Source organism: Actinomadura sp. WAC 06369 (assembly GCF_003947565.1).
Classification (GTDB): Bacteria; Actinomycetota; Actinomycetes; order Streptosporangiales; family Streptosporangiaceae; genus Spirillospora; species Spirillospora rifamycini.
On record NZ_QHJN01000051.1, the window covers coordinates 23081 to 46848 of the forward strand.

The 23768-nt window shown below is 73.4% G+C and carries 21 protein-coding genes; 7 read left to right on the forward strand and 14 right to left on the reverse strand.

Annotation, left to right across the window (positions count from 1 at the left end):
- Positions 1-17: 17 nt before the first annotated feature.
- Together DMH08_RS16160 and DMH08_RS16165 are read right to left on the reverse strand one after the other, a co-directional pair.
- The gene (locus tag DMH08_RS16160; RefSeq protein ID WP_158642324.1) at positions 18-656 is read right to left on the reverse strand and encodes a LamG domain-containing protein; all 639 of its coding nucleotides are present in this window, start codon (positions 654-656) and stop codon (positions 18-20) included.
- Positions 657-739: 83 nt separating this feature from the next.
- Positions 740-1174 carry a sterol carrier family protein gene (locus DMH08_RS16165; RefSeq protein ID WP_125615298.1) on the reverse strand — a complete coding sequence of 145 codons (435 nt, stop codon included), beginning with the start codon at positions 1172-1174 and terminating at the stop codon, positions 740-742.
- A 245-nt stretch (positions 1175-1419) separates the two neighbouring features.
- On the opposite strand from DMH08_RS16165, the gene DMH08_RS16170 reads away from it, so the two are divergent.
- From DMH08_RS16170 to DMH08_RS16180, 3 genes are all read left to right on the forward strand, one after another.
- Entirely contained in the window at positions 1420-3069 is a 1650-nt protein-coding gene (locus DMH08_RS16170) for a serine/threonine protein kinase (RefSeq protein ID WP_125615301.1), read from the forward strand.
- A 153-nt stretch (positions 3070-3222) separates the two neighbouring features.
- The gene (locus DMH08_RS16175; protein WP_026402742.1) at positions 3223-4185 is read left to right on the forward strand and encodes a coiled-coil domain-containing protein; all 963 of its coding nucleotides are present in this window, start codon (positions 3223-3225) and stop codon (positions 4183-4185) included.
- Between the two features lie 18 nt (positions 4186-4203).
- Entirely contained in the window at positions 4204-4797 is a 594-nt protein-coding gene (locus DMH08_RS16180) for an HD domain-containing protein (protein WP_233617633.1), read from the forward strand.
- Between the two features lie 13 nt (positions 4798-4810).
- On the opposite strand, the gene DMH08_RS16185 is transcribed toward DMH08_RS16180, so the two are convergent.
- The 6 genes from DMH08_RS16185 to purS form a co-directional block, all read right to left on the reverse strand.
- Positions 4811-5629, reverse strand: a complete 819-nt coding sequence (locus DMH08_RS16185) for a MerR family DNA-binding transcriptional regulator (RefSeq protein WP_125615304.1) — start codon at positions 5627-5629, stop codon at positions 4811-4813.
- 52 nt (positions 5630-5681) lie between these two features.
- A complete protein-coding gene (locus tag DMH08_RS16190) occupies positions 5682-6311 on the reverse strand; it encodes a DUF6461 domain-containing protein (protein WP_125615307.1) in 630 nt (209 codons plus the stop codon).
- 78 nt (positions 6312-6389) lie between these two features.
- Positions 6390-8579: a phosphoribosylformylglycinamidine synthase subunit PurL gene (gene purL / locus DMH08_RS42815; protein WP_125615332.1), complete on the reverse strand. Its 2190-nt coding sequence runs from the start codon at positions 8577-8579 to the stop codon at positions 6390-6392.
- A 1556-nt stretch (positions 8580-10135) separates the two neighbouring features.
- Positions 10136-10816: a phosphoribosylformylglycinamidine synthase subunit PurQ gene (gene purQ, locus DMH08_RS16205; RefSeq protein WP_026402746.1), complete on the reverse strand. Its 681-nt coding sequence runs from the start codon at positions 10814-10816 to the stop codon at positions 10136-10138.
- 98 nt (positions 10817-10914) lie between these two features.
- A complete protein-coding gene (locus DMH08_RS16210) occupies positions 10915-11361 on the reverse strand; it encodes an ATP-binding protein (RefSeq protein ID WP_026402747.1) in 447 nt (148 codons plus the stop codon).
- Between the two features lie 219 nt (positions 11362-11580).
- The gene (gene purS / locus DMH08_RS16215) at positions 11581-11823 is read right to left on the reverse strand and encodes a phosphoribosylformylglycinamidine synthase subunit PurS (protein ID WP_026402748.1); all 243 of its coding nucleotides are present in this window, start codon (positions 11821-11823) and stop codon (positions 11581-11583) included.
- A gap of 101 nt (positions 11824-11924) precedes the next feature.
- Here purS and DMH08_RS16220 point away from each other — a divergent pair, with 101 nt between their 5' ends.
- The 4 genes from DMH08_RS16220 (at position 11925) to DMH08_RS16235 (ending at position 16967) form a co-directional block, all read left to right on the forward strand.
- Positions 11925-13544, forward strand: a complete 1620-nt coding sequence (locus DMH08_RS16220; RefSeq protein WP_125615310.1) for a hypothetical protein — start codon at positions 11925-11927, stop codon at positions 13542-13544.
- A 212-nt stretch (positions 13545-13756) separates the two neighbouring features.
- On the forward strand, positions 13757-14890 hold the full coding sequence (gene pdhA, locus DMH08_RS16225; RefSeq protein WP_125615312.1) for a pyruvate dehydrogenase (acetyl-transferring) E1 component subunit alpha: 1134 nt from the start codon (positions 13757-13759) through the stop codon (positions 14888-14890).
- On the forward strand, positions 14887-15870 hold the full coding sequence (locus DMH08_RS16230) for an alpha-ketoacid dehydrogenase subunit beta (protein WP_026402751.1): 984 nt from the start codon (positions 14887-14889) through the stop codon (positions 15868-15870). The genes pdhA and DMH08_RS16230 overlap by 4 nt, the downstream gene beginning before the upstream one ends.
- Positions 15864-16967 carry a dihydrolipoamide acetyltransferase family protein gene (locus DMH08_RS16235; protein WP_125615314.1) on the forward strand — a complete coding sequence of 368 codons (1104 nt, stop codon included), beginning with the start codon at positions 15864-15866 and terminating at the stop codon, positions 16965-16967. The genes DMH08_RS16230 and DMH08_RS16235 overlap by 7 nt, the downstream gene beginning before the upstream one ends.
- A gap of 217 nt (positions 16968-17184) precedes the next feature.
- Here the strand turns inward: DMH08_RS16235 and DMH08_RS16240 are convergent, their stop codons facing one another.
- The 6 genes from DMH08_RS16240 to DMH08_RS16265 all read right to left on the reverse strand — a co-directional run bounded on the left by DMH08_RS16240 (position 17185) and on the right by DMH08_RS16265 (position 23557).
- Entirely contained in the window at positions 17185-18015 is an 831-nt protein-coding gene (locus tag DMH08_RS16240) for an ABC transporter ATP-binding protein (protein ID WP_026402753.1), read from the reverse strand.
- Positions 18012-19070 carry a FecCD family ABC transporter permease gene (locus tag DMH08_RS16245; RefSeq protein WP_026402754.1) on the reverse strand — a complete coding sequence of 353 codons (1059 nt, stop codon included), beginning with the start codon at positions 19068-19070 and terminating at the stop codon, positions 18012-18014. Before DMH08_RS16245 ends, DMH08_RS16240 begins: the two co-directional genes overlap by 4 nt.
- On the reverse strand, positions 19067-20110 hold the full coding sequence (locus DMH08_RS16250) for a FecCD family ABC transporter permease (RefSeq protein ID WP_026402755.1): 1044 nt from the start codon (positions 20108-20110) through the stop codon (positions 19067-19069). The genes DMH08_RS16245 and DMH08_RS16250 overlap by 4 nt, the downstream gene beginning before the upstream one ends.
- Entirely contained in the window at positions 20107-21138 is a 1032-nt protein-coding gene (locus tag DMH08_RS16255) for an iron-siderophore ABC transporter substrate-binding protein (protein WP_233617635.1), read from the reverse strand. Before DMH08_RS16255 ends, DMH08_RS16250 begins: the two co-directional genes overlap by 4 nt.
- 134 nt (positions 21139-21272) lie before the next feature.
- Entirely contained in the window at positions 21273-22064 is a 792-nt protein-coding gene (locus DMH08_RS16260) for an AraC family transcriptional regulator (protein WP_125615317.1), read from the reverse strand.
- Positions 22065-22099: 35 nt separating this feature from the next.
- Positions 22100-23557 carry an OmpA family protein gene (locus DMH08_RS16265; RefSeq protein WP_125615320.1) on the reverse strand — a complete coding sequence of 486 codons (1458 nt, stop codon included), beginning with the start codon at positions 23555-23557 and terminating at the stop codon, positions 22100-22102.
- Between the last annotated feature and the right edge of the window lie 211 nt (positions 23558-23768).

A 23768-nucleotide genomic window follows, 5' to 3' on the forward strand; every position in this document is an offset into this window, starting at 1 on the left:
CGCTCCACCGACCGGCGCTAGGACGGCCCTCGGTCGGCCAGGATCCGGACGGCTTCGGCGTCGAGCGCGGACGCGTACACGCGGAGGTCGTCGATCAGGCCGCCGAACCCCGGTTTCGTCTGCTCGCTGCCGAGGAGGATGGGGCCCGCGGGCGGGACGACGGGCTCGTCCAGTCCCTCGGCCACGTCCTGCACACCGTCGACGTACAGGACCATCCCCTGGGCGTTCACGACGAACGCGATGTGGGTCCACTCCCCGACGGTGAGGCGCGCGTGGGTGTCCATGTAGTCGGGGCCCTTGGCGGTGAACAGCTGGAGCCGGAGACGCATGGCGTCCGGGTAAAGCCACAGGCCCAGACCTCGTGCGTCGTTCTCCCCGACCGGCTTGTACAGGAGGCTGCGCCACTCCCCCGTGGGTTCCTCGGTCACGTTCACGGAGAACGCCACCGTGAAACCGAAGATCTGGCTGAAGACGAGCTGGGGCGCGGCGGGGATCACGGCGCGCGCGTGTGCGCCGAGAGCGAGCGCCTCCCCGGCGCGTCCCGGGACGATCTCGGCGACCTCGTCCAGTTCGGCGTCCGGTGCGGCGCCGGACGCGACGTGCACCCGGCGGCCCTCCACGGTCGCGACGTCGAACGTCCAGTGCGCGACGAGCATGGCGTCACCTCCATGCCCCCGATCGGCCGGTGGTGACCACGCTCCCAGCGCGGGGGCGCGGTGGCAAGACCCGAATCCGGGCCCTACTCCAGGGGGAGGTAGGGCGACAGGTCCGCGCGCGCGCCGCTCGCCCGGACGCGGCCGTCCGCGACGGCGTCCGCCCATGCGAGGCGTCCGGTCGCGAGGGCGATCCACGTGGCCGCGTCCGTCTCGACGACGTTCGGCGGGGTGCCGCGCTTGTGGTGCGGCCCCTCGATGCACTGCACGGCCGCGTGCGGCGGGACCCGCACCTCCACCGACCGTCCGGGCGCCCGCCCGGCGAGGTCGTCCAGCAGGTGCCGCACCGCGCCCCGCACGACCGGGCGGGCCGCGCCCGTCCCGGCGTCCCCCATGGCCGCGACGGTCTCGAAGGCGGCGCGCCGCAGGTCCGCGGCGTCGTCCCCGCCGGTGTACGGCGGCAGGCCGAGCGCGGCGCGCTGCTCGTTCAGGACGGCGGCGGTCAACGGTTTCCGGGGCACGCACCGAAGCTACCGCGTCGGCGCCCCGCCGCCTCCGCCCGCGACCGGAGGCGGCGGGCGCGTTTTTGCGCGGCACGCCCCATGCGCCTACGCTCCGGGCGGCTGGCGCGCTCACCCGGGCGGTCGTCCCCCCAAAAGGCACGAGCCGCCGGAAATGACGGTAAAAAAGGACCGATGCCAGGCGGGGAGTGAACAGGACGGGGAGGCGGCGAACTCGCTCCCCGGAGGACACGGAGGTTCGTCAGATGCCCGAGGCGCTGCCCCTGCAGCCTGGTGACCCGCGAAGACTCGGCGCGTACGGGATCACGGGCCGGCTCGGCGTCGGTGAGCAGGGCGCCGTCTTCCTCGGCGCGGACCCCGCCGGGCGCACGGTCGCGGTCAAGCTGCTGCACGTGCGGCTGAGCGGCGAGCCCGCCGCCCGGGGCCGGTTCACCGCGGCGTTCGAGGCCGCCCGCCGGATCTCCGGGTTCTGCACCGCCGCGGTGCTGGACGCCGACGTGCAGGACGACCGCGCCTACGTCGTCTCCGAGTGCGTGGACGGCCCGTCCCTCCAGCAGCTCGTCGACGAGGAGGGCCCGCGCGGCGCCGCCGTCGTGGAACGCCTGGCCGTGGGCCTGGCGGTCGCGCTGGCGGCCGTGCACCGCGCCGGCGCGGTGCACCACGACCTGAAGCCCGCGAACGTCCTGCTGGGGCGGGACGGCCCCAAGATGTGCGACATCGGCGTGCACGGCGCGCTCGACGCGGTGCTCGGCGACACCCGCTGGGACCCCGACGCGAGCGACCCGTCCCACCTGCTCTACCGGGCACCCGAGCAGCTCAGCGGCCTGCGCGCGGACCCGCCCGCGGACGTCTTCGCCTGGGCCTCGACGCTGCTGTTCGCCGCGACGGGGGCGCCCCCCTTCGGCGACGGCTCGCCGTCCGAGACCGTCCAGCAGATCATGTACGACGACCCGGACCTGTCCGCGGCGCCCGACGCGCTCCGCGAGGTGCTGGCGGCCGCGCTCGCCAAGGACCCGGCCGCGCGCCCCACCGCCAAGGGCCTGCTCGAACGCCTCCTCGACGAGGGCGGCCCCCTCGCCGCCCGGATGCCCGCCTCGCTCGTCGCCGAGGGCCGCGCGCTCGCCGCCGGGGCCGTCCCGGCGCCGAAGCCCCCGCCCGCCGTGGAGCTCGACCCCGGCGCGTTCGAGGCGACCACCACGTTCGGCGCCGTCGCCGACGACCGGACGACCACCATGGGCGCCGTCACCGACGACCGGACGGCCGTGATCGGCGCGCTGCCGGCCGGGGACGGCGAGACCCGCACGTTCGACGCGGTCCCCGAGACCCGCGACCCGACCGCCCCCCACCTCATCCCCGGGCTGCGGGCGGTCGACGACGACGAGCCGCCGCGGCGCTCGCCGTCCTTCCCGTCGCTCCGCGGGATGCGCCGCCCCGGCAACCACGTGCTGGGCGTGGCGCTGTCGCTGCTGATCGGCGTCGGCGTCGGCATCGCGATCATCGCGCTCGTGCTGTGGCCGCAGCTCAAGGGCGACGACACCGCGGAGCCGCCCGCGGGCGCCGGCGACACCCGTCCCGTGTCGGTCGTCCCCAAGTCGTTCGCGGGGACCTGGACCGGCACGATGGTCAACAACAACAGCCAGGCGTCCTTCCCCCTCGAAGTCACGTTCGAGGAGGGCGCCACCACGGCGCGCGTCGTCTACCCGAAGGAGAAGTGCAATGGCACCCTCACGTTCGAGAGCGGCACCAACAGCAGCCTGAAACTCGCCCTGGAGGTCCCCCGGCCGTGCACCCCTGGAGCCGTGGAAGCCACCCTCCAGCCCGACGGCACCATCCGGTACGCCTGGACCCGGCCCGGCACGAATCTCGGCTACCAGGGCGCCCTCAGCCGCCGCTGACGCGCCCGCCCGTGAACCCGGTCACGTAAGATGGCCCGGCTCCCAGCATGACGCCGGGCGTCACGGGTCCCGGACCGTCCCACCCGCCACTTGGGTCTAGCCTTGGCCGTGCGGCAGACGGTTCTTTACTGTTCATTGACCTGAGGAGAGGACGTGGAGACCCCCACCTCCACCGCCCTTCGGCGCGGCGGACGCCGTGCCGCCGTGGCCGTGCTCGCCATCGCGACCGCCCTGCCCCTGCTGGGCACGTCGGCACCGACCGCGGCCGCCGCACCCGTCGCCGCCCCCATGGCCGACCCGGGCGACTCGGAGAAGTTCAGGCAGCTCAGCAACCAGATCGAGAAGCTGGAGAACGAGTACGGCGGCGACCTGGCGAAGCTGAAGGACACCCGGTACGCGGTCACCGAGGCCATGAAGAAGGCCAAGGTGCTGGAGAAGGACCTGGTGGCCGCCCGCGAGGTCGTCGCCCGCCTCGCCGCGACCCGCTACATGACCGGCGGCGAGGACCCGACCGTCCAGTTCCTGGCGGCCGCCGAGCCCACCGACCTGCTCAGCAACGCCAGCCTCATCAGCCACCTCGCGCAGAACAAGGCGGGCAAGGTCGAGCAGATCCAGACGCTGATCGACGAGCAGAACCAGGCGCGCAAGAAGGCCGAAGAGAAGATCGACGCCCTGGAGAAGGAGATCAAGGAGCTGAAGGGCCGCCAGGCGCAGATCAAGCAGCTCGTCAAGAAGTACAAGCCCGAGTCGCCGAGCACCGGCATGGGCGGCGTCACGTCCCGCATGCTCAACGTCAAGAACACCATGGACGTCGAGTTCGGACCGTTCCCGACCATCGGCTGCGTCCGCTACGCGGGCGACCCGCAGGACCACGCCACCGGCCGCGCCTGCGACTTCATGGTCACGACCGGCGGCGCCGTCGCGTCCGGCAGCGCCAAGTCCCAGGGCGACCAGGTCGCCGACTACGCCATCTCCCACGCCAGCCAGCTCGGCATCAAGTACGTCATCTGGCGGCAGCGCATCTACGACATGCGCAGCCCCGGCTGGCGCACGATGGAGAACCGCGGCGGCGCCACCGCCAACCACTACGACCACGTCCACATCTCAGTCTTCTGATCCCCTCCGGGAGGGCGCGTGGGGTCCTCTGCTGCACTGGCGCGCGTGCTGGACGGGGCGGGCGGGCCGCCGCTGCGGCCGCTGCCGGGCGAGGTCGCCGGGCTGCTGCGGTCGCTGGAGTGCCCGCCGCGGCTGGCCGCCCACCTCCGCCTCGTCCACGACGTCGCCGCGCGGCTCGCCGACTGGGTCGCGGAGCGGCACCCGGACGTCCGGTTCGACCGGCGGGCCGTGCTCGTCGGCGCCGCCACCCACGACATCGGCAAGACCCTGCACGTCGCCGAGCTCTCCGGGCCCGGCTCGTCCCACGAGGCGGCCGGGCGGGACCTGCTGCTGCGGCACGGCTTCGACGCCGGCCTCGCCCGCTTCGCGGCCACCCACGCGTCCTGGGCCGACCCGGGCGTCACCTTGGAGGACCTGCTGGTGAGCGTGGCCGACAAGGTGTGGAAGGGCAAGCGGGTCCCGGAGCTCGAAGACCTGCTCGTCGGCCGGCTCGCGCGGGCGGCGGGCCGGGAGCCCTGGGAGGAGTTCGCCGCCCTCGACGACTTCCTCACCGCCGTCGCCGACGCCGCCGACGAGCGCCTCGCCTACCAGAACGCCCACCCGGTCCGCTGAGGGACCGGGCCCGTCACGGCTGTTCGATCGTGACGGACACCTCCACCGAGTGGTCGTGCTCGTCCCGGCCCAAGACCGCCTGGCGCACCTCGTCGTGGGACACGGCGACGCCGCGGGCGGCGACGGCGTCGAACAGGGCGACCACCGCCGGGTGCACCGAGCCCTCCGGGAGCGGCCCGCCGGTGGCCGAGCGCCAGGTCGCGACGAGCTCGCGGCGCTCGGGCAGGACGCCGACGACCGTGCCGGGGCCGCCCCACCCGTCGGGCGCGGGCTCCGCCGTCGGCCAGCAGCACACGACCTCCGCCCGGTCCGGGGCGTCGCCCTCCCGCACGGCCGTCCAGAACTGCCCGGACGGGCCGAGGCCGTCGCTTCGCAGGTCGGCGAGCAGCCCCATCAGCAGGTCGTTCGCCGCCTCGTCGTCGGTCTCGTGGTCGCCGTCCGTCCGCACGGCGAGGGCGCGGGCCACGTAGGGGCGGGCGTGGCTCTCGCGCTCGGTCACCTCGACGGGGGCCGCGAAGGACGACACGACGAGCCGGGCGTTCTCGAACGCCGCGTCCTCGCGGGCGCGGTCGGCGAGGACCCGCTGCCGGTGCTCGTCCAGCGCGGACGCCGCGTCGCCGTCCCGGACCGCCGCCGCGACCGCCGGCAGCGGCAGCCCGGCGTCGCGCATCGCCCGGACCAGCGCGCCCGACCGCACCTGGCCCTCCGAATAGCGCCGGTACCCCGTCGCCGCGTCGACCTCCGCGGGGGAGAGGACGCCCTTCTCGTCGTAGTGGCGCAGCGCCTTCACGCTGAGGCCCGTCATGTTCGCGAACTCACCGATGCTCAACACGAATCCAGTGTCGAACCTCCCCTTACAGGAGGGTCAAACGCGCACTGCGGGGCTAGTAGGCACCTCTCGCGACAAGGCCGGTGGAGAAGGTCGCATCGCTGAGGAAGTCGGCGGTGAGCCGGACTCCGGTGAGCCGTTCCGCCAGAGCGAAAGCGCATGCGGTCGGGTCGAAGTCGACCTGTTCCCTGTGCTCATCGAGGTCGAATCCCACTTCCGCCATGAGAGGGACCAGTTCGTCCGGAGCGGCGCCGCCCCTCTGGGTGGGGAAGAGCGGCTCGAACTCGGTCCGCAGCTCGCCGTCCTCCCACCGGTTGAAGTCGCCTACGGCGTTCACGTTGCGGAAGTGGGAGATCAGGCGGGTTCCGCGCGACACCGGCTCCACCAGACGCCGCTGAATGCCCAGATAGCCGTTGATCTCCAGCCCCAGCACCCAGTCGCCCCCGTCGCCCAGGACGGCGGTCGCGCCGATGAGGAGCCGATCGTCCTCGAACTCGTCCCAGCAGGCCCACGTCCGGTTCGAAAGCTCGGCGTACCCGCGCAGGTCGCCGTCGGCCTCGGCCCGCATCGCCCGGAGGAAGTCCTGCGGGGTCATGCCGCGCACCAGGGTCGCGCAGTAGCCCTCGATCAGTTCGCCGAACGGTTCCTCATCAATCCATCGGTAGTCGTCCGCTGCAGCCGGCATGCGGGCAGTCTGCCGGCCGCCTCCGACAGACACGCGAAAAGGCGCCCTCCGGTCGGGAGGGCGCCTTTCGCCGCGTCGTCAGTCCGCGTAGCTCGGAAGCATGCGCTCGTGGGACTCGCGCAGTTCGTGCAGCGGGATGCTGAACAGCTCGTCCTGCCCCGCGACCGTCACGGACAGCGCGTCGCCGCCCGCCACGCCGAGCTGGGCCACCGGGACGCCGTGCGCCTCGCACAGCGCGGCGACCTTCGCCTCCGCGCCCGGCAGGATCGCGACCATCGCCCGCGCCACCGACTCGCTGAACAGCTGGACGAACGGGTCGCCGTGCAGGGTGACCCGCGCGCCGAGGCCGCCGCGCAGGCACGACTCGACCAGCGCCTGCGACAGGCCGCCGTCCGACAGGTCGTGCACCGTCGTCACCAGCCCGTCCCGGACGGCCAGCTGCAGGACGTTCGCGAGGGCGCGCTCCGCCGCCAGGTCGACCAGCGGCGGCAGCCCGCCCAGGTGCCCGTAGACGACGTGCGCCCACTCGGACCCGCCGAACTCCTCGCGGGTCTCGCCGAGCAGCGCGATCGTCGCGCCGTCCGTCGTCAGCGCCATGTTCACCCGCCGCCGGACGTCCTCGTGGACGCCCAGCACGCCGATGACCGGCGTCGGGTTGATCGGCGTCGAGCCGGTCTGGTTGTAGAAGCTGACGTTGCCGCCCGTGACGGGGACGCCGAGGTACTCGCAGGCGTCCGCGAGGCCGGTCACGGCCTGCTGGAACTGCCACATGACGCCCGGGTCCTCCGGGGAGCCGAAGTTGAGGCAGTTCGTCACGGCGAGGGGGCGGGCGCCGGTCGCGGCGACGTTCCGGTACGCCTCCGACAGCGCGAGCTGCGCGCCCGAGTACGGGTCGAGGCGCGTGTACCGGCCGTTGCCGTCCAGCGACAGCGCGATGCCCAGGCCCGACTCGTCGTCGATCCGCACCACGCCCGCGTTCTCCGGCTGCGCCAGGACCGTGTTGCCGAGGACGTACCGGTCGTACTGGGACGTCACCCACGTCTTGCCCGCCAGGTTCGGCGACCCGGCCAGCCACAGGACGGTCCGGCGCAGCTCGTCGCCCGTGGACGGGCGGGTCAGCCGGCCCGGCGTGTCCGCCTGGAGGGCGCCGAGGTCGTGCGGCGGCTCCAGCGGACGCCGGTAGACCGGGCCCTCGTCGGCGGCGGTGCCCGGCGGGATGTCGACGATCGTCTCGCCCTGCCAGCGCATCACCAGCCGGCCCGTGTCGGTGACCGTGCCGATCACCGTGGCGGGGATCTCCCAGCGGGCGCAGATCCGCATGAAGCGGTCGACGTTCTCCGGCGTGACGACCGCCATCATGCGCTCCTGCGACTCGCTCATGAGAATCTCCTCAGGGCGCAGCGTCGCGTCGCGGAGCGGGACGGCGTCGAGCTCGACGTCCATGCCGCCGGTGCCGGCGGCCGCCAGCTCGGTCGTCGCGCACGACACCCCGGCGGCGCCGAGGTCCTGCACGCCGACCACGAGATCCTCGCGGAACAGCTCCAGGCAGCACTCGATCAGGAGCTTCTCCATGAACGGGTCGCCGACCTGCACGGACGGGCGCTTCTGCTGCGACTCGTCGTCGAACGTCGCCGACGCCAGGACGGACGCGCCGCCGATGCCGTCCGGGCCCGTCCCGGCCCCGAACAGGATCACCTTGTTGCCCGGGCCGGGCGCCACCGCGCGCTGGATGTCGTCGTGCTTCATCACGCCGACGCACAGCGCGTTGACCAGCGGGTTCTGGGCGTAGCACGCGTCGAAGACGGTCTCGCCGCCGATGTTGGGCAGGCCCAGCGAGTTGCCGTAGCCGCCGACGCCCGCGACCACGCCGGGCAGCACCCGCTGCGTGTCGGGCGCGTCGGCCGGACCGAACCGCAGCGAGTCCATCACCGCGATCGGGCGGGCGCCCATCGACATGATGTCGCGCACGATGCCGCCGACGCCCGTCGCGGCGCCCTGGTAGGGCTCCACGTAGGACGGGTGGTTGTGCGACTCGACCTTGAACGTCACCGCCCAGCCCTGGCCGACGTCCACGACGCCCGCGTTCTCGCCCATCCCGACGAGCAGCGCGTCCGTCTGCGGCGCCTTGTCGCCGAACTGGCGCAGGTGCACCTTCGAGCTCTTGTAGGAGCAGTGCTCGCTCCACATGACCGAGTAGATCGCCAGCTCGGCCGACGTGGGGCGGCGGCCGAGGATCTCGCGGACCCGCCGGTACTCGTCGTCCTTCATGCCGAGTTCGGCGTACGGCTGCGGCCGGTCCGGGGTGGCCGCCGCGACCGCGACCGTGTCCGTCCCCTGGGGGACCTCGGGCCGCGGGCCGGCGCCGAGCGCCGGCTGGAGGCCCGTCCCGGGGCCCGGCTCGACGGCCGGGAACGGTTCGCCGCCCTCGCCCGGGGCGGGCGCCGGCTCCGGGGAGACGGCGTCCTGCGGGCCCGTGCCGCCGGCGGCGGGCTGCGGGCCGGTGCCGCTCTGCCCGAGCGGCGGGAACGGGTCGCTGTCCGGGTTCAGGGACGCCTGCGGCCCCGTGCCCGTCCCGATCGCCGGGAACGACCCGGTCGTCGGGCTGGCCGGGTACCGGGGGGCCTCGTCGGGCTCGTCGAAGCCGCCGCCGGACGTCCCGGCGCCGCGGCCCATGACGACGCCCTGAAGGCCCGTCCCCGGGGGGAACTCCACGTGCGGGAGGCCGTCGCCGGACGGCGAGGCGCCCGTCCCCATCGCGAACAGGGCGTCGGCGCCCGAGTACTGCTGCTCCGGCCCCGGGCCCACGGCGGGCTGCGGACCGGTGCCCGGCCCCACGGCCGGGAAGCCGCCGGTGCCGTGGCCGGGCCCTTGGCCCGCGGCGGGCTGGGGGCCGGTGCCGGGGCCGACGGCCGGGAAACCGCCCGTCCCGGGGCTGTGCTCACCGAACGGGCCGTGGCCCTGCCCCACGGCAGGCTGCGGGCCGGTGCCCGGGCCCACGGCCGGGAAACCGTCCGTGTTCGGGCCCACCGGCGGCTGCGGACCCGTGCCCGGACCGCCGTCGAACGGACCGGGCCCCTGCCCCACGGCAGGCTGCGGGCCGGTGCCCGGGCCGACCACCGGGAAACCGCCCGTGTTCGGACCCACCGGCGGCTGCGGGCCCGTGCCCGGGCCGCCGTCGAACGGGCCGGGCCCCTGCCCCACGGCGGGCTGCGGGCCCGTGCCCGGGCCCACGGCCGGGAAACCGCCCGTGTTCGGGCCCACCGGCGGCTGCGGACCCGTGCCCGGGCCGCCGTCGAACGGACCGGGCCCCTGCCCCACGGCGGGCTGCGGGCCCGTGCCCGGGCCGACCGCCGGGAAGCCGCCGGTGGCGGGGGCCACGCGCGGGAGCGGGCCGGTGCCGAGGGCCGGGAAGCCGCCGGTGCGGCTGCTGACCGGGGCGCCGTTCGGGTCGGGCATCGTGACGGTCGGGTCGGCGCCGACCGTGCCCGGAACGGCGCCCGACTGCTCCTCGGCGAGCGCGCGCGCGAACTCCCCGGCGGCCGGGTCGCCGCCCGGGACGGGCGCGGGGCCCTGGGCGGGGCCGGCCGGCGGGACGGGCGCGGGACCGGACGGCTCGGCGGCCGCGGGCGCCGGTGGTTCGGCGGGGTCCTGCGGGGCGTCGTCGTCCTCTTCGAGGATGGCGGCGAACCCCTGGGTGACCGACGGGTCGACCGGCTGGAGCTCGGGGTCGTCGGCGTCGGAGCTCAGCTCGGCGAGCCACTCGAGGGAGGGCTCGTCGGAGTTGTCCCGGGCCCTGCGCTCGGATACGTCGTGCCGTTGCTCGCTCATGCGTTGACCAGTCTCTTGACGATCGAGGTGAAGAAGCCGAGCCCGTCGGTGGACGGGCCGGTCAGGGACTCCACGGCGTGTTCGGGGTGCGGCATGAGCCCCACCACGTTGCCGGCCTCGTTGGTGATCCCGGCGATGTCGTCGAGGGAGCCGTTGGGGTTCAGGTCGACGTACCGGGCGACGATGCGGCCGGATTCGGCCAGCTCGTTCAGCGTCTCCCGGTCGGCGGTGTACCGTCCGTCGGCGTTCTTGATCGGGATGACCAGTTCCTGGCCCTCGCGGTACTCGCTCGTCCAGGCGGTGCCGGCGTTCTCGAGCCGGAGCCGCTGGTCGCGGCACACGAAGTGCAGGCCCGCGTTGGGCAGCAGCGCACCCGGCAGCAGGTGCGACTCGCAGAGCACCTGGAAGCCGTTGCAGATGCCGAGCACGGGCAGGCCCGCGCCCGCCGCCGCGACCACCTCGGTCATCAGCGGCGCGAAGCGGGCGATCGCCCCGGCCCGCAGGTAGTCCCCGTAGGAGAACCCCCCGGGCAGCACGACGGCGTCCACGCCCCGGAGGTCGTGGTCGCCGTGCCACAGGGCGACCGGCTCGGCTCCCGCGAGCCGGATCGCGCGTGCTGCGTCTTTGTCGTCAAGGGAACCTGGGAAGGTGATGACCCCAACCCGGGCAGCGTCCATCTGTTCTGTTCCTCCGAAATGAGGTGCGGCCGCGGACGGTCGGGTGGTCTCCGTCGATCACCGCTGCGCGTCGCATATCCCCCCGCGCGCGTACCAATCTACCCGGCACTCGTGATGAGCCGGTCGTCCGGGCGGCGAACCAGTGCCCCGTCTCGCCAGGTCAGCCGCTTCCGCAGGTGGACGACGGTGCCCCGGTCGGGCGCGTGGTCGATGTCGAGGTCGTCCACCAGTGCGCGCATGATTTTAAGCCCGCGCCCCGATTCGCTCAAAACCCCGCGTTCCGCGGGGGCCGGTCGCGGTCCGCGGCCCCGGTCGGCGATCTCCAGCTCGCAGACGGACTCGTCGACCCGCGCGGCGACCCGGTAGTCGCCGGTCGCGCGGGAGTGCCGGATCACGTTCGTGCAGGCTTCGGAGGCGGCGACGAGGACGTCGTCGACGCAGTCCTCGGTGGCGCCGAGGCCGCGCAGGGCGTCGCCGATGAGCCGCCGGATCAGCGGGACGGTCGGCGCCTCGCGGGGCAGCGCGAGGGTGAAGGTGACATCCACCGTGACACCTCGTGTCATGCCCCGGCTCGCTCGGACGTCCCCCGTCCCCGGAGCGTGTTCGAAGACTCGGCCGCAGGTAAGGCTTCCCCGGCGGAAACACGCGTAATCGCCACACTGTCGGGTCTTTACGTGAATCCTCGGTGACGTGGTCAACGTTTCACGGAAAGCGGACCGCGCCGGAACGCGCGGATCACCGGTTCGGCATTTCCGCCATTCCGGTCAGAGCACCCGGACCTCGAAGTTCTCGATCACCGGGTTCGCCAGCAGCGTCTCGGCGATCTTGCGGACCCGCTCCAGCGCCGCCTCGTCGGCCTCGCCCTCGAGCTCGACCTCGAACCGCTTGCCCTGGCGGACCGCGACGACGCCCTCGAACCCGAGCTGCGGCAGCTTCCGGGCGATCGCCTGCCCCTGCGGGTCGAGGATCTCCGGCTTGAGCATGACGTCGACGACGACACGCGCCACGACCGCCCCCTCACTGATCTGCGATTTTCCTGACGACCTGAAGCGTACGGCACCATTGACGAAAGCAGCCCACCGTCCCCCCGGACCACCGGAGCCGATACATGAACATCGAGGACCTGTCGCCGTCCGAACGCCGCCTGTGGGAGGCGTTCCCGAAGGGCGAGCTCGTCGACCTGTCCTCCGGGGACCCCGCGCTGGACGATCCGAGCCAGGCCGGCCGCTGGGGCCACGACCGGCTGATCCGCGCGGAGGTGCTGGTCGCGCTGCTGGCCGGGGCGGTCGAGCGCGCGCCGGGCCACGTCGCGGCCGTCCGGCTGAACGGCGCCCGCGTCTTCGGTTCGCTGAACCTGGGGCACGCGGCCGTCGAGGTCCCGCTGGCGCTGACCGGCTGCGCGTTCGACGAGGCCCCGCACCTGTACTGGGCGAGCATGAACAGCGTCCACCTGATGCGCTGCCGGCTGCCGGGGCTGGTGGCGTCCGGCACCCGCGTCGACGGGCACCTGTGGCTGGAGGGCAGCCACATCTTCGGCGGCCTGTGGCTGGACGGCGCGAACGTGACGGGCATCCTGAACATGTCGGGCGTCCAGCTGTCCAACCCGGACGGCGACGCGCTGCTGGCCGACCGGCTGACGGTCGAGGCGAACGTGTACTGCGACCAGGGCTTCGCCGCGACCGGCGAGGTGCGGCTCCCGGGCGCGCGCATCGGCGGGCAGCTGATCTTCCGGAAGGCGCGGCTGCACAACCCGGGCGGCGCCGCGCTGACCGCGAGCCGGCTGGACGTCGCCGCGAACGTGTTCTGCGACGGCGGGTTCACCGCCGAGGGCGAGGTGCGGCTGCGCGGCGCCCGCGTCGGCGGCTACCTGTCGTTCGTCGGCGCGCGCCTGGTCAACCAGGGCCGGACGGCGCTCAACTGCGACGACCTGGGCGTGGAGAACGACGTGTACTGCTCGGACGGCTTCGTCGCCGAGGGCGCGGCGTCGTTCGCGGGGGCGCGCGTCACCGGGCAGCTCAGCTTCAGCGAGGCCCGGCTGTTCAACCCGGACGGGACGGCGCTGAGCCTGCAGCGCGTCCAGGCGGAGGAGGTGCTGCTGCGTCCCGCCGAGCCGATCCGGGGCGTCGCGGACCTGTCGTACGCCCGCATCAACCTGCTGCGGGACGCGGCCGACACGTGGGCGGAGCGCCTCCAGCTGGACGGCCTCCAGTACGAGACGCTCGACCCGCCGATGACGGCGAAGGAGCGGCTCGGCTGGCTGCGCCGCGACACCGACGGGTACGCGCCGCAGCCGTACGAGCGGCTCGCGCAGACGTACCGGGCGCTGGGGCTGGACGCGGACGGGCGGTCGGTGCTGCTCGCGAAGGCCCGCGACCGCCGCAAGACGCAGGGGATCCTCCGCAAGGTCATCGGCTTGCTGCAAGACGGGCTCGTCGGCTACGGCTACCGCCCGTTCCGGGCGGCGACCTGGCTGATCGGGCTGCTGGCGTTCGGGACGATCGTGTTCTCGATCGACAAGCCCGACGTCCTGAACAGCGACGACAGCCCGCACTTCAACGCGTTCTTCTACACGCTCGACCTGATCCTCCCGATCGGCACCCTCGGCCAGGAGGGGCTCTTCGCCCCGAAGGGCGTCTCGCAGTGGATCGCGAACTTCATCGTCGCGGCGGGCCTGGTCCTCGGACTGACGGTCGCGGCCGGGGTCACCCGGGTCCTGTCCCGCGAGTGACGGGCCGGTGACGGACGGCGGCGGCCGCGGCGCGTCCGGGGATCGGCGGCGCCGATCGGGGTAGGGAACCCGTCAGGCGGGACTTGCACAGCACGGTGTGACGTCTGCCACGATGGCATAAGCGGCCTTCGTCCCTTACCGGGTACAAGGTCACTGACCCCGGCCGGCGTGCGGCGATCCCGTGTTCCGGCCCCGAACGAGGAGTGTCATCGATGACGATCTACTCCGTGCGAGGCGCGCCGGCCACCGCCGCGACGGCCGAGCCAGAGCCCGTCCAGCTGCTCACCCCCGAGGGCGAGCGCGTCGAGCATCCCGACTACCCCCTCGAGCTGTCCGCGGACGACGTCCGCGCGCTCTACCGCGACCTGGTGATCACCCGGCGGATCGACCGGGAGGCCGTGGCGCTGACCCGGCAGGGCGAGCTGGGCCTGTGGGCGTCGCTGCTCGGCCAGGAGGCGGCGCAGATCGGCTCCGGCCGGGCGCTCTCCGAGCACGACATGGTGTTCCCGACGTACCGGGAGCACGGCGTCGCGTGGTGCCGCGACGTGGACCCGCTGAACCTGCTGGGGCTGTTCCGGGGCGTCAACCACGGCGGCTGGGACCCGGCCGAGCACGGCTTCCACCTGTACACGATCGTGATCGGCAGCCAGACGCTGCACGCCACCGGGTACGCGATGGGCATCCAGCGGGACGGCGTCCTCGGCTCGCCGTCGGCGGGCGCGGCGATCGCCTACTTCGGCGACGGCGCGACCTCGCAGGGCGACGTGAACGAGGCGTTCGTGTTCGCGTCGGTGTTCAACGCGCCGATCGTGTTCTTCTGCCAGAACAACCAGTGGGCCATCTCCGAGCCGCTGGAGAAGCAGACGCGCATCCCCCTCTACAAGCGCGCGCAGGGCTACGGGTTCCCGGGCGTGCGGGTGGACGGCAACGACGTGTTCGCATGCCTCGCCGTCACGCGCAAGGCCCTGGAGGCCGCCCGCACCGGGCAGGGCCCGATGCTCATCGAGGCGTACACGTACCGGATGGGCGCCCACACCACGACGGACGACCCGACCCGCTACCGGATGAAGGCGGAAGAGGAGTCCTGGAAGCTCAAGGACCCGATCGAGCGCGTCAAGGCGTACCTGACCCGCGGCGACCTGGCGGACGCCGCGTTCTTCGACGGGGTCGAGGACGAGGCGAAGACCGTCGCCGCCGACCTGCGCAAGGGCTGCCTGGCCCTGCCGGACCCGCGGCCCGAGGCGCTGTTCGAGCACGTGTACGCCGAGCGCCACCCGCTGATGACCGAGGAGCAGGAGCAGTTCGCCGCCTACCTGGCGTCGTTCGAGGAAGAGGTCGCGTCATGACCGCGGAGACCCTGACGCTGGGGAAGGCCATCAACACCGGCCTGCGCAAGGCCATGGAGAACGACCCGAAGGTCCTCATCATGGGCGAGGACGTCGGGAAGCTCGGCGGCGTGTTCCGCATCACCGACGGGCTGCAGAAGGACTTCGGCGAGGAGCGGGTGATCGACACCCCGCTCGCCGAGTCGGGCATCGTCGGCACCGCGATCGGCCTGGCCCTGCGCGGCTACCGGCCGGTCGTCGAGATCCAGTTCGACGGGTTCGTGTTCCCCGCCGCCGACCAGATCATCACGCAGCTCGCGAAGATGCGGATGCGCTCGCTCGGCGCGCTCGACCTGCCCGTCGTCGTCCGGATCCCGTGCGGCGGCGGCATCGGCGCGGTCGAGCACCACTCGGAGTCGCCCGAGGCGTACTTCACGCACACCGCCGGGCTCCGCGTCGTCGCCTGCTCCAACCCGGCGGACGCGTTCGCGATGATCCAGCAGTCGGTCGCCTGCCCCGACCCGGTGATCTTCTTCGAGCCGAAGCGCCGGTACTGGGACAAGGCCGAGGTCGACGTCGACTCCGCCGACTGGACGGCGTTCGACGCGGCGCGCGTCGTCCGTCCGGGCGAGCACGTCACCGTGCTGGCCTACGGGCCGTCGGTGAAGACGTGCCTGGAGGCGGCGGCCGCCGCCGCGGGCGAGGGCCGGTCCCTGGAGGTGATCGACCTGCGGTCGCTGAACCCTCTCGACATGGACACCGTCGCCGACTCGGTGAACCGGACGGGACGCTGCGTCGTCGTCCACGAGGCGCCCGTCTTCAGCGGGTACGGCGCCGAGCTGGCCGCGCGCGTCACCGAGCGCTGCTTCTACCGGCTGGAGTCGCCGGTGCTCCGGGTGGGCGGGTTCTCCACGCCCTACCCGCCGTCCCGCCTCGAGGACCACTACCTGCCCGACCTCGACCGCATCCTCGACGCGGTCGACCGGACCTTCGCATGGTGACGCCGGTGACCGACACGAACCTGTTCAAGCTTCCCGACGTCGGCGAGGGCCTCACGGAGGCCGAGATCGTCAAGTGGCACGTCCAGCCGGGCGACACCGTCGAGATCAACCAGACGATCGTCGAGATCGAGACGGCCAAGGCCATCGTCGAGCTGCCCTGCCCGTTCGAGGGCGTGGTGGCCGAACTGCTGGTCTCCGAGGGCGAGACGGTGGACGTCGGCACGCCGATCATCGCGGTGGGCGCGGCGGGCGGCGCCGTCGCGACCCCGGTGTCCGAGCCCCCCGCGCAGGCGGCGGCGCTCAGCGAGACCGACGCCGTCCCGACGGCGGACGAGCCGGGCATGACGGCGCCCGACAAGCCGAAGCGCACGCCCGTCCTCGTGGGCTACGGGGTGAAGGAGGGCACGACCCGCCGCCGCCCCCGCAAGGCGACCGCCGCCGCCATGACCGACTCCGCGTTCACCGCCCCGCACGTGACCGAGTTCCTCCAGGTCGACGTCACGCGCACCATGGAGGCGGTCAAGCGCATCCGCGAGCTCCCAGAGTTCGCGGACGTGAAGGTGTCGCCGCTCCTGCTGGTGGCGCGCGCGCTGCTCACGGCCGTGGCGCGGCACCCGATGGTGAACGCGACGTGGGAGGACGCCCCGTCCGGCGCGGAGATCGTCGTCAAGCGCTACGTGAACCTCGGCATCGCCGCCGCGACCGACCGCGGCCTCATCGTGCCGAAGATCAAGGAAGCGCAGGACCTCGACCTGCCCGGCCTCGCGCGCGCGCTGAACGACCTCGCCGCGAAGGCCCGCGCGGGCAAGGCGTCCCCCGCGGACCTCTCGGACGGGACGATCACCATCACCAACGTCGGCGTGTTCGGCGTCGACACCGGCACCCCGATCATCACGCCCGGCGAGGCGGCGATCCTGGCCTTCGGCCAGATCCGCGACATGCCGTGGGTGCACGAGGGCGAGCTGGCGGTCCGCAAGGTCACCACGCTGGCCCTCTCGTTCGACCACCGCATGGTCGACGGCGAACTGGGCTCCCGCGTCCTCCGGGACGTCGGCGACATGCTGGAGGACCCCCTCCGCATGCTCGCCTGGAGCTAGCACCGCGACCGGCCGGGGAGCCCGCTCCCCGGCCGGTCCCGCAAGGCCGCGTCAGATCGACCGTGCCGAACGGCCTGGCCGGCGCCGCCTCGTCGATGACGACCCACCTGTTCAGCGGGTCATGATGTGGTGCCATCGGATGACCGGGTCGTCGAACCGGCGGCAAGGTTTTGAACGTGGTGTCCTTCAAGCCCGTCCGGCATGCCATGCGGCGGGCTCAGCGGGACGTGGACGGCGCCTCGGGCTTCGTGCGGATGTGGTGGCGGCCGATGGGGAGCATGAGGGGGCGGCCGGAGACGGGGTCCTCGATGATGCGGCTGTCGAGGTCGAAGACGGTGCGGACGGTGTCCTCGGTGAGGACGTCGCCGGGAGCGCCGGACGCGTGGACGCGGCCGCCCGCGAGGGCGATCAGGTGGTCGGCGTAGCGGGCGGCGAGGTTGAGGTCGTGCAGGACCATGACGATCGTCGTGCCGCGGGACCGGTTCAGGTCGGTGAGCAGGTCGAGGACGTCGACCTGGTGGCTCGGGTCGAGGAACGTGGTGGGCTCGTCGAGCAGGAGCAGGTCGGTCTGCTGGGCGAGGGCCATCGCGATCCACACCCGCTGGCGCTGCCCGCCGGAGAGTTCGTCGACGGCGCGGTCCGCGAGGCCGGTGGTGCGGGTCGCTTCGAGGGCGGCCGCGACCGCCGCGTCGTCCTCGCCGTTCCAGCGGGCGAAGAGGCCCTGGTGGGGGTGGCGGCCGCGGGACACCAGGTCGAGGACGGTGATGCCCTCGGGCGCGATCGGCGACTGGGGCAGGAGGCCGAGGGTGCGGGCCAGTTCCTTCGCGGGCATCCGGTGCACCTCGCGGCCGTCCAGGACGACCCGTCCGCCGCGGGGCGCGAGGAGGCGGGAGAGGGAGCGCAGCAGCGTCGACTTGCCGCAGGCGTTCGCGCCGACGATGACCGTGACCGCGCCGGGCGGCACCGTCATGTCGAGGGACTCGACGACGGTGCGGTCGCCGTAGCCGAGCGTGAGGCTTTCGGCCACGAGGGTGTGGGACGCGGTCATAGGGAGCCTCCGGCCCGGTGCGTGCGGACGATCAGGTACATGAGGTAGGGGGCGCCGAGGACGCCGGTGACGACGCCGACCGGGTAGCGCAGGTCGAACGCGAACTGCCCGGCGAAGTCGGCGACGAGGACCAGCAGGGCGCCGACGAGCCCGGCGGGCAGCAGCAGGGAGCCGCCCGTGCCGATCAGGCGGGCCGCGATGGGGCCGGACAGGAACGCGACGAACGCGATCGGTCCCGCGGCCGACGTGGCGAACGCGATCAGCCCGACCGCGGCGACGACCACCGCGATGCGGGTGCGCTCGACGCGGACGCCGAGGGCCGACGCGGTGTCGTCCCCGAGTTGCAGCGCCGACAGGTCGCGCGCCAGGAACAGCAGGACGGGCGCGAGGACGAGCAGCGCGACGAGGGTCGGCACGACCTCGGTCCAGGTGGTGCCGTTGAGGCTGCCGGTCAGCCAGCGGGTGGCCTCCTGGAGGTCCCACTCGCCGGCGCGGGACAGGACGTAGGAGGTGACGCTGTCGCCGATCGCGGCGGTGCCGATGCCGATCAGGATGAGCCGCATGCCGGCGACGCCGTCGCGGAACGCCAGGACGTACATCAGCAGGGCGACGGCGAGGGACGCGACGATCGCGAAGACCGACACCTGGGTGCCGCCGAGGCCGAACACGACGATCGCGACGGCCGCCGCCGCGCTCGCGCTCGAACTGATACCGATGATGTCGGGGCTGGCGAGGGGGTTGCGCAGCATCGTCTGGAACGTGACACCGCCCAGCCCGAACGCGAACCCGGCGGCGACCGCGAGGACGGCCCGGGGCAGCCGGAGCCGGCCGACCGTGAAGGACGCGCCGGGCACCTGCTCGCCGAGGACCACCCGGACGACGTCGCCGGGCGGGTAGAACGACCGGCCGACCATCAGCGAGACGGCGAACCCGGCGAGCACGAGCACGGCGAGCGTCCCGAGGACGGCGCGGCGCCGGGCGGCGCGCCGGCGGCGGCCGCGGGCGACGGCCTGGACGGCGGACGGCCGGACGGCGGCGGGGGCCGGGGCGCTCACAGCTCACGCACCTTCTGACGGCGGACGATGTGGATGAGGAACGGCGCGCCGATGATCGCCGTGATGATGCCGACCTCGATGTCCTCGGGCCGTGCGATCACGCGGCCGACGACGTCGGAGAGGGTGAGCAGCGACGCGCCGACGAGGACCGTGGACGGCAGCAGCCACCGGTGGTCGACGCCGACGAGCAGCCGGCAGGCGTGCGGGACGAGCAGCCCGACGAAGGCGATCGGCCCGGCGACGGCGGTCGCCGCGCCGCACAGGACGACCGCGCCGAGGGCCGCCGCCGCGCGGATGAGGGCGACGCGCTCGCCGAGCCCGGCCGCGACGTCGTCGCCGAGCGCGAGCGAGTTCAGGCCCCGCGCGGACAGCAGGCAGATCGCGAAGCCGGCGGCGAGGAACGGCAGGACCTGCCCGATGCGCTCGTAGGATCCGCCGCCGACGCCGCCGATCTGCCAGAGCCGGAAGCCCCCGGCGATGTCGTTGCGGGGCAGCACGACGGCGCTGACCAGGGACGCGAACGCCGCCGACGCCGCGGCGCCCGCGAGCGCGACCTTGAGCGGGGTGGCGCCGCCGCGGCCGAGGGAGCCGACGGTGTAGACGAACACGGCGGACACCGCGGCCCCGGCCATCGCGACCCAGATGTAGGCGGTGGGCGACGACAGCCCGAGGAACGCGACGCCGCAGACGACGGCGAGCGACGCGCCCATGTTGACGCCCAGGATCCCCGGGTCGGCGAGGGGGTTGCGGGTCACGCCCTGCATGACGGCGCCGGACAGGGCGAGCGCCGCGCCGATCAGCACCGCGAGCAGGGTGCGCGGGATGCGCTTGGCGACGGCCGCCTGCCCGATGGTGTCCTGCGCGCCGCCGAGCGCGGCCCAGACGTCCGCCCAGGCGACGTTCCGCGAGCCGAGCACGACGGACGCGAGCATCGCCGCGGCCAGGACGGCGACCGCGGCGAGCAGCCACAGCACGCGCACGCGCGCCGGACGCCGCACGAGGGCGGCGTCCGGCGGGCGTTCGGTGTCGGCCGTCGTCACTTGACTTTGGCGGCCGCTTCGGCGAGAGCCTTGACGTAGTCCTCCAGGACCCACGAGATCGCCAGCGGAGTCGGGTTGGCGGCGGTGCCCGCCGGGGTGGTGCCGGACATCAGGTAGACCGAGCCGCGCTCGATGGCGGGGACCTTCGACAGCAGCGGGTCGTCGCTGATCTGCTCGCGCAGCTTGGCGTCGCCGTAGCCGACGATGATGTCGACGTCGTCGAACATGTCGATCCGCTCGGAGCTGACGGTCTGGGAGAACTTGTCCGATTCCTTGGACGCCTCGGCGATGCTGCCGGGGGTCGTCATCCCGAGGTCCTCGAAGAACAGCGTGCGGGTGTCGTGGGTCGTGTAGAAGCCGACCTCGCTGACGTCGTTGGGGTCCATGTGCGTCATGAACATCGCCGACTTGCCCTTGAGCCCCGGGTGCTTCGCGACGGCCGCGGAGATGTCGCCCTCGATGTCCTCGATCAGCTTCTCGGCCTCGGCGACGAGCCCGATCGCCTTGGCGTTGACCCGGATGACCTCGCGCCACGGCGTCGCCCAGGGCGCGTCGGGGTAGGCCACGACGGGGGCGATCTCGCTGAGGGTCGCGTAGTCCTCCTTGGTGAGGCCCGAGTACCCGGCGAGGATCACGTCCGGCTCGGTGTCGGCGACGGCCTCGAAGTCGATGCCGTCGGTCTCGTCGAACAGGACGGGGCGTTCCGCGTTGAGCTCCTTGAGCTTCTCGTCCACCCACGGCAGGACGCCGTCGCCGTCGTCGTCGCCGAAGTTGGCGGCGGCCATGCCGACCGGGACGACGCCGAGGGCCAGCGGCACCTCGTGGTTGGCCCAGTTGACGGTGGCGACCCGTTCCGGTTTCTTCTCGACGGTGGTGGTGCCGAGCGCGTGCTCGATCGTCACGGGGAACGTTCCCGCGCCGCCGCCGGCGCTCTGTTCCGTGCTTTCCGACGAGTCGCCGCAGGCCGTGATGGTGCCCAGCAGAAGGGTCGCCGCCGCGATGAGGTGCAGGCCACGTGGACGTTTCAAACCGCTCTCCACCTTTGGAATCCGCCGCAAGCGCCAACCGACTTAGGTAAGGCTTGCCTTCGTGCGCACCCTAGGAGAAATGACCGACTTGTCGCAATCACCTCTTTGGGACAGCCGTTATCGCGATCGGGACGTCAACGTCCCCGGAACGCCCCCGGCGTCAGCCCGGTCGTCCGCCGGAACGCCGCGCCGAACGCGCTCGCCGAGCGGTAACCGACCTCCTCGGCCACGGCATCGATCTCCCAGCCGCGTGTGAGCAGCGTCACCGCGTGCTGCGCGCGCGCCGCCGCGACCCACCGCGCGAAGCTCGTGCCCGTCTCCGCGTGGAAGGCGCGGGTGATCGTGCGGGCGCTCACGCCGAGGTGCGCCGCCCAGTCCGCGAGCGTCCGCCGGTCGGCCGGGTCCGCCAGGACGGCGTCCGCGATCGGGCGCAGCAGGGCGGACGACGGCACCTGCAGGAGCAACTCGCGCGGCGAGGGGACGAGCACGTCCAGCACCATCGCCTCGGTCAGCGCCCGCGACCCGGCGGACAGGCCCGTGCCGGAGAGCCGCTCCAGCAGCAGCCGGAGCAGCGGGGTGATCTCGACGCCGACGGACGACGGGGAGATCGGGTTCACGGCGCCGAACCCGAAGAACGCGGCGCGGCACCACGTGCCCGCGGGCGCCGAGCCGGAGTGCGGCGTGCCCGACGGCATCCACAGGCCGAGCGCGGGCGTGATCGTCCACACCCGCGACCCCACGGCGGCCGTGGACGCGCCCCGTTCGTTCCACAGCAGCTCGTGGAAGGGGTGCGAGTGCTCGTTCCAGGTGGTGTCCCGGGCGAAGGACTCGTCCCAGTGCAGGATCGTGAACGGCACCTCGGCGGCCTCCGCCGCGTAGGACGGCAGGACGCGCGTCTCCCGGCCCGCCGCTCGGGCGCCGCTCACGCCACGGCCCGCTTTCCCAGGTTCACGGCACCGGCTCACTGCACGGGCACGTTGTCCACGTTGCCGAAGGGGCCGCCGACGAACGTCACCGTGGAGACGTTGCCGGGCGGGGCCGGGATGTAGGCGAAGCCCCGGACGGGCTCCTCCACGCCGGTGCGGAACGCGGCGCCGGTGGAGCCGACGTACGGGGCGGGCTTGCCGGGGGCGGCCTTGCCGACCCGGACGGCCCGGTAGGTGTCGGTGCTCCCGGGGACCTGGATCGCCATCGAGGTGAACACGCCGCCCGGGTAGTCGCGGTGCGGGTACGCCGCGTTCGGGGGCGTGGTGCCGGGCCCCTCGTTCACGATCTCGAAGACGGCGACGATGTAGGCGCCGTCCCGGTAGAACGGCTTGACGTCGAGGCGGCGCTTCTGCTCGCCGAACCGGGCGTAGCGGCTGGCGACCTTCGCGCCGTCGGACGCGCGGAACGCGGCGGGCGGGACGGCGGCGCCGCGGCCGTCGGCCGACGCGGTGGTGGAGCCGTTCACGCCCTCGGTGACCTCGCGGACCTCGTACTGGATCTCGACGCGGCGGTTGCGGGCGCGGGCCTTCTCGTCGTCCTTGCCGCCCTCCTTGGCGATGGGCTCGGTCTCGCCCTTGCCGTGCGCGGAGTACTTGAACGCCCCGCCGAGCCGCTTCTCCAGCTCGGCCATGACCGCCTCGGCGCGCTGCCGCGACAGCTTGAGGTTGTAGCCGTCGCTCCCCTTGCTGTCGGTGTGCCCGTTGAAGGTGAGGGGCCGCTTGTTCGGGTCGGCCTTCGCCTTGATCTCCTGGGCGGCCTCGTCGAGGACCTGCTTGGCGCGGCCGGACAGCTTCGCGGAGTCGAACGCGAACAGGACGTCCGTCCGGAGGTTGACGGTGACGTCGGAGCCGCTGGACGTGACGTCCTTGATCTCGCCCTCGGTGATGTCGTACAGGTACGCGGGGTTGCCGCCGTCGCCCTGGCCGCCGTTCGCGGGCGCGCCGCCGGTCCCGGTGACGGGGACGCCCGCGAACTCGCCGGCGGTGCCGGGCGTGATGGCGGTGAGCCGCTGGACGTTCTGCGGGATCGCCGGGTAGGCGGCGGTGAGCCGCTGCGGGGTGTTCGGCGCGAAGTTCTGCGGGGCGGGCGGCGCCGTCGGCTTGTAGAGCCTGCGGCCGACCGGGTCCAGCAGGTCGACGGCGAACGCGACGCTCTTCGGCGCCTGCTCCATCGACGTCACCGTGTAGGTGAGGACGGACGTGGCGCCCTGCCGCTGGACGCCGGTGATCTGGACGCGGGCGTGCAGGGCGGCGTCGCCGAACCAGCCCTCCCTGGCCAGTTCGCCCGGCTGGGCCGCCGGCGTGCTCGCCGTTCCGCTCGACGCGGCCGCCGGGGGCTCGCTCCCCTCCGCGTCGCCGGAGTCGGAGCACCCGGTCGCGAGCAGCAGCCCGGCGAGGAACGCGGCGAGGGGGACGCTCGATGAGGGGCGCATCGGCTCTCCGGTCGGTCGGGGGAGCGGGAGGTCGAGGCTTACGGTAGCGGTCCGGGCACCGGGAGCGCAGCGGCCCCCGCCGCGGGGCGGATTCTCGGGGTCCTCGCAACACCTGATGACTCACGTGGTTGTCAGTAGATCACGCAGGCGCTCGGCTGGGGTTCTCCAGCCGAGCGTTTTGCGTGGTCGGCTGTTGAGTTGCCGGGCGACA

What these genes read in the sequence shown, in the direction of transcription:
- DMH08_RS16160 (WP_158642324.1), bottom strand. Translation starts at nt 656, where the DNA reads ATGCTCGTCGCGCACTGGACGTTCGACGTCGCGACCGTGGAGGGCCGC.
- DMH08_RS16170 (WP_125615301.1), top strand. Translation starts at nt 1,420, where the DNA reads ATGCCCGAGGCGCTGCCCCTGCAGCCTGGTGACCCGCGAAGACTCGGC.
- DMH08_RS16190 (WP_125615307.1), bottom strand. Translation starts at nt 6,311, where the DNA reads ATGCCGGCTGCAGCGGACGACTACCGATGGATTGATGAGGAACCGTTC.
- purL (WP_125615332.1), bottom strand. Translation starts at nt 8,579, where the DNA reads ATGAAGGACGACGAGTACCGGCGGGTCCGCGAGATCCTCGGCCGCCGC.
- purQ (WP_026402746.1), bottom strand. Translation starts at nt 10,816, where the DNA reads ATGGACGCTGCCCGGGTTGGGGTCATCACCTTCCCAGGTTCCCTTGAC.
- DMH08_RS16220 (WP_125615310.1), top strand. Translation starts at nt 11,925, where the DNA reads ATGAACATCGAGGACCTGTCGCCGTCCGAACGCCGCCTGTGGGAGGCG.
- pdhA (WP_125615312.1), top strand. Translation starts at nt 13,757, where the DNA reads ATGACGATCTACTCCGTGCGAGGCGCGCCGGCCACCGCCGCGACGGCC.
- DMH08_RS16230 (WP_026402751.1), top strand. Translation starts at nt 14,887, where the DNA reads ATGACCGCGGAGACCCTGACGCTGGGGAAGGCCATCAACACCGGCCTG.
- DMH08_RS16235 (WP_125615314.1), top strand. Translation starts at nt 15,864, where the DNA reads ATGGTGACGCCGGTGACCGACACGAACCTGTTCAAGCTTCCCGACGTC.
- DMH08_RS16240 (WP_026402753.1), bottom strand. Translation starts at nt 18,015, where the DNA reads ATGACCGCGTCCCACACCCTCGTGGCCGAAAGCCTCACGCTCGGCTAC.
- DMH08_RS16265 (WP_125615320.1), bottom strand. Translation starts at nt 23,557, where the DNA reads ATGCGCCCCTCATCGAGCGTCCCCCTCGCCGCGTTCCTCGCCGGGCTG.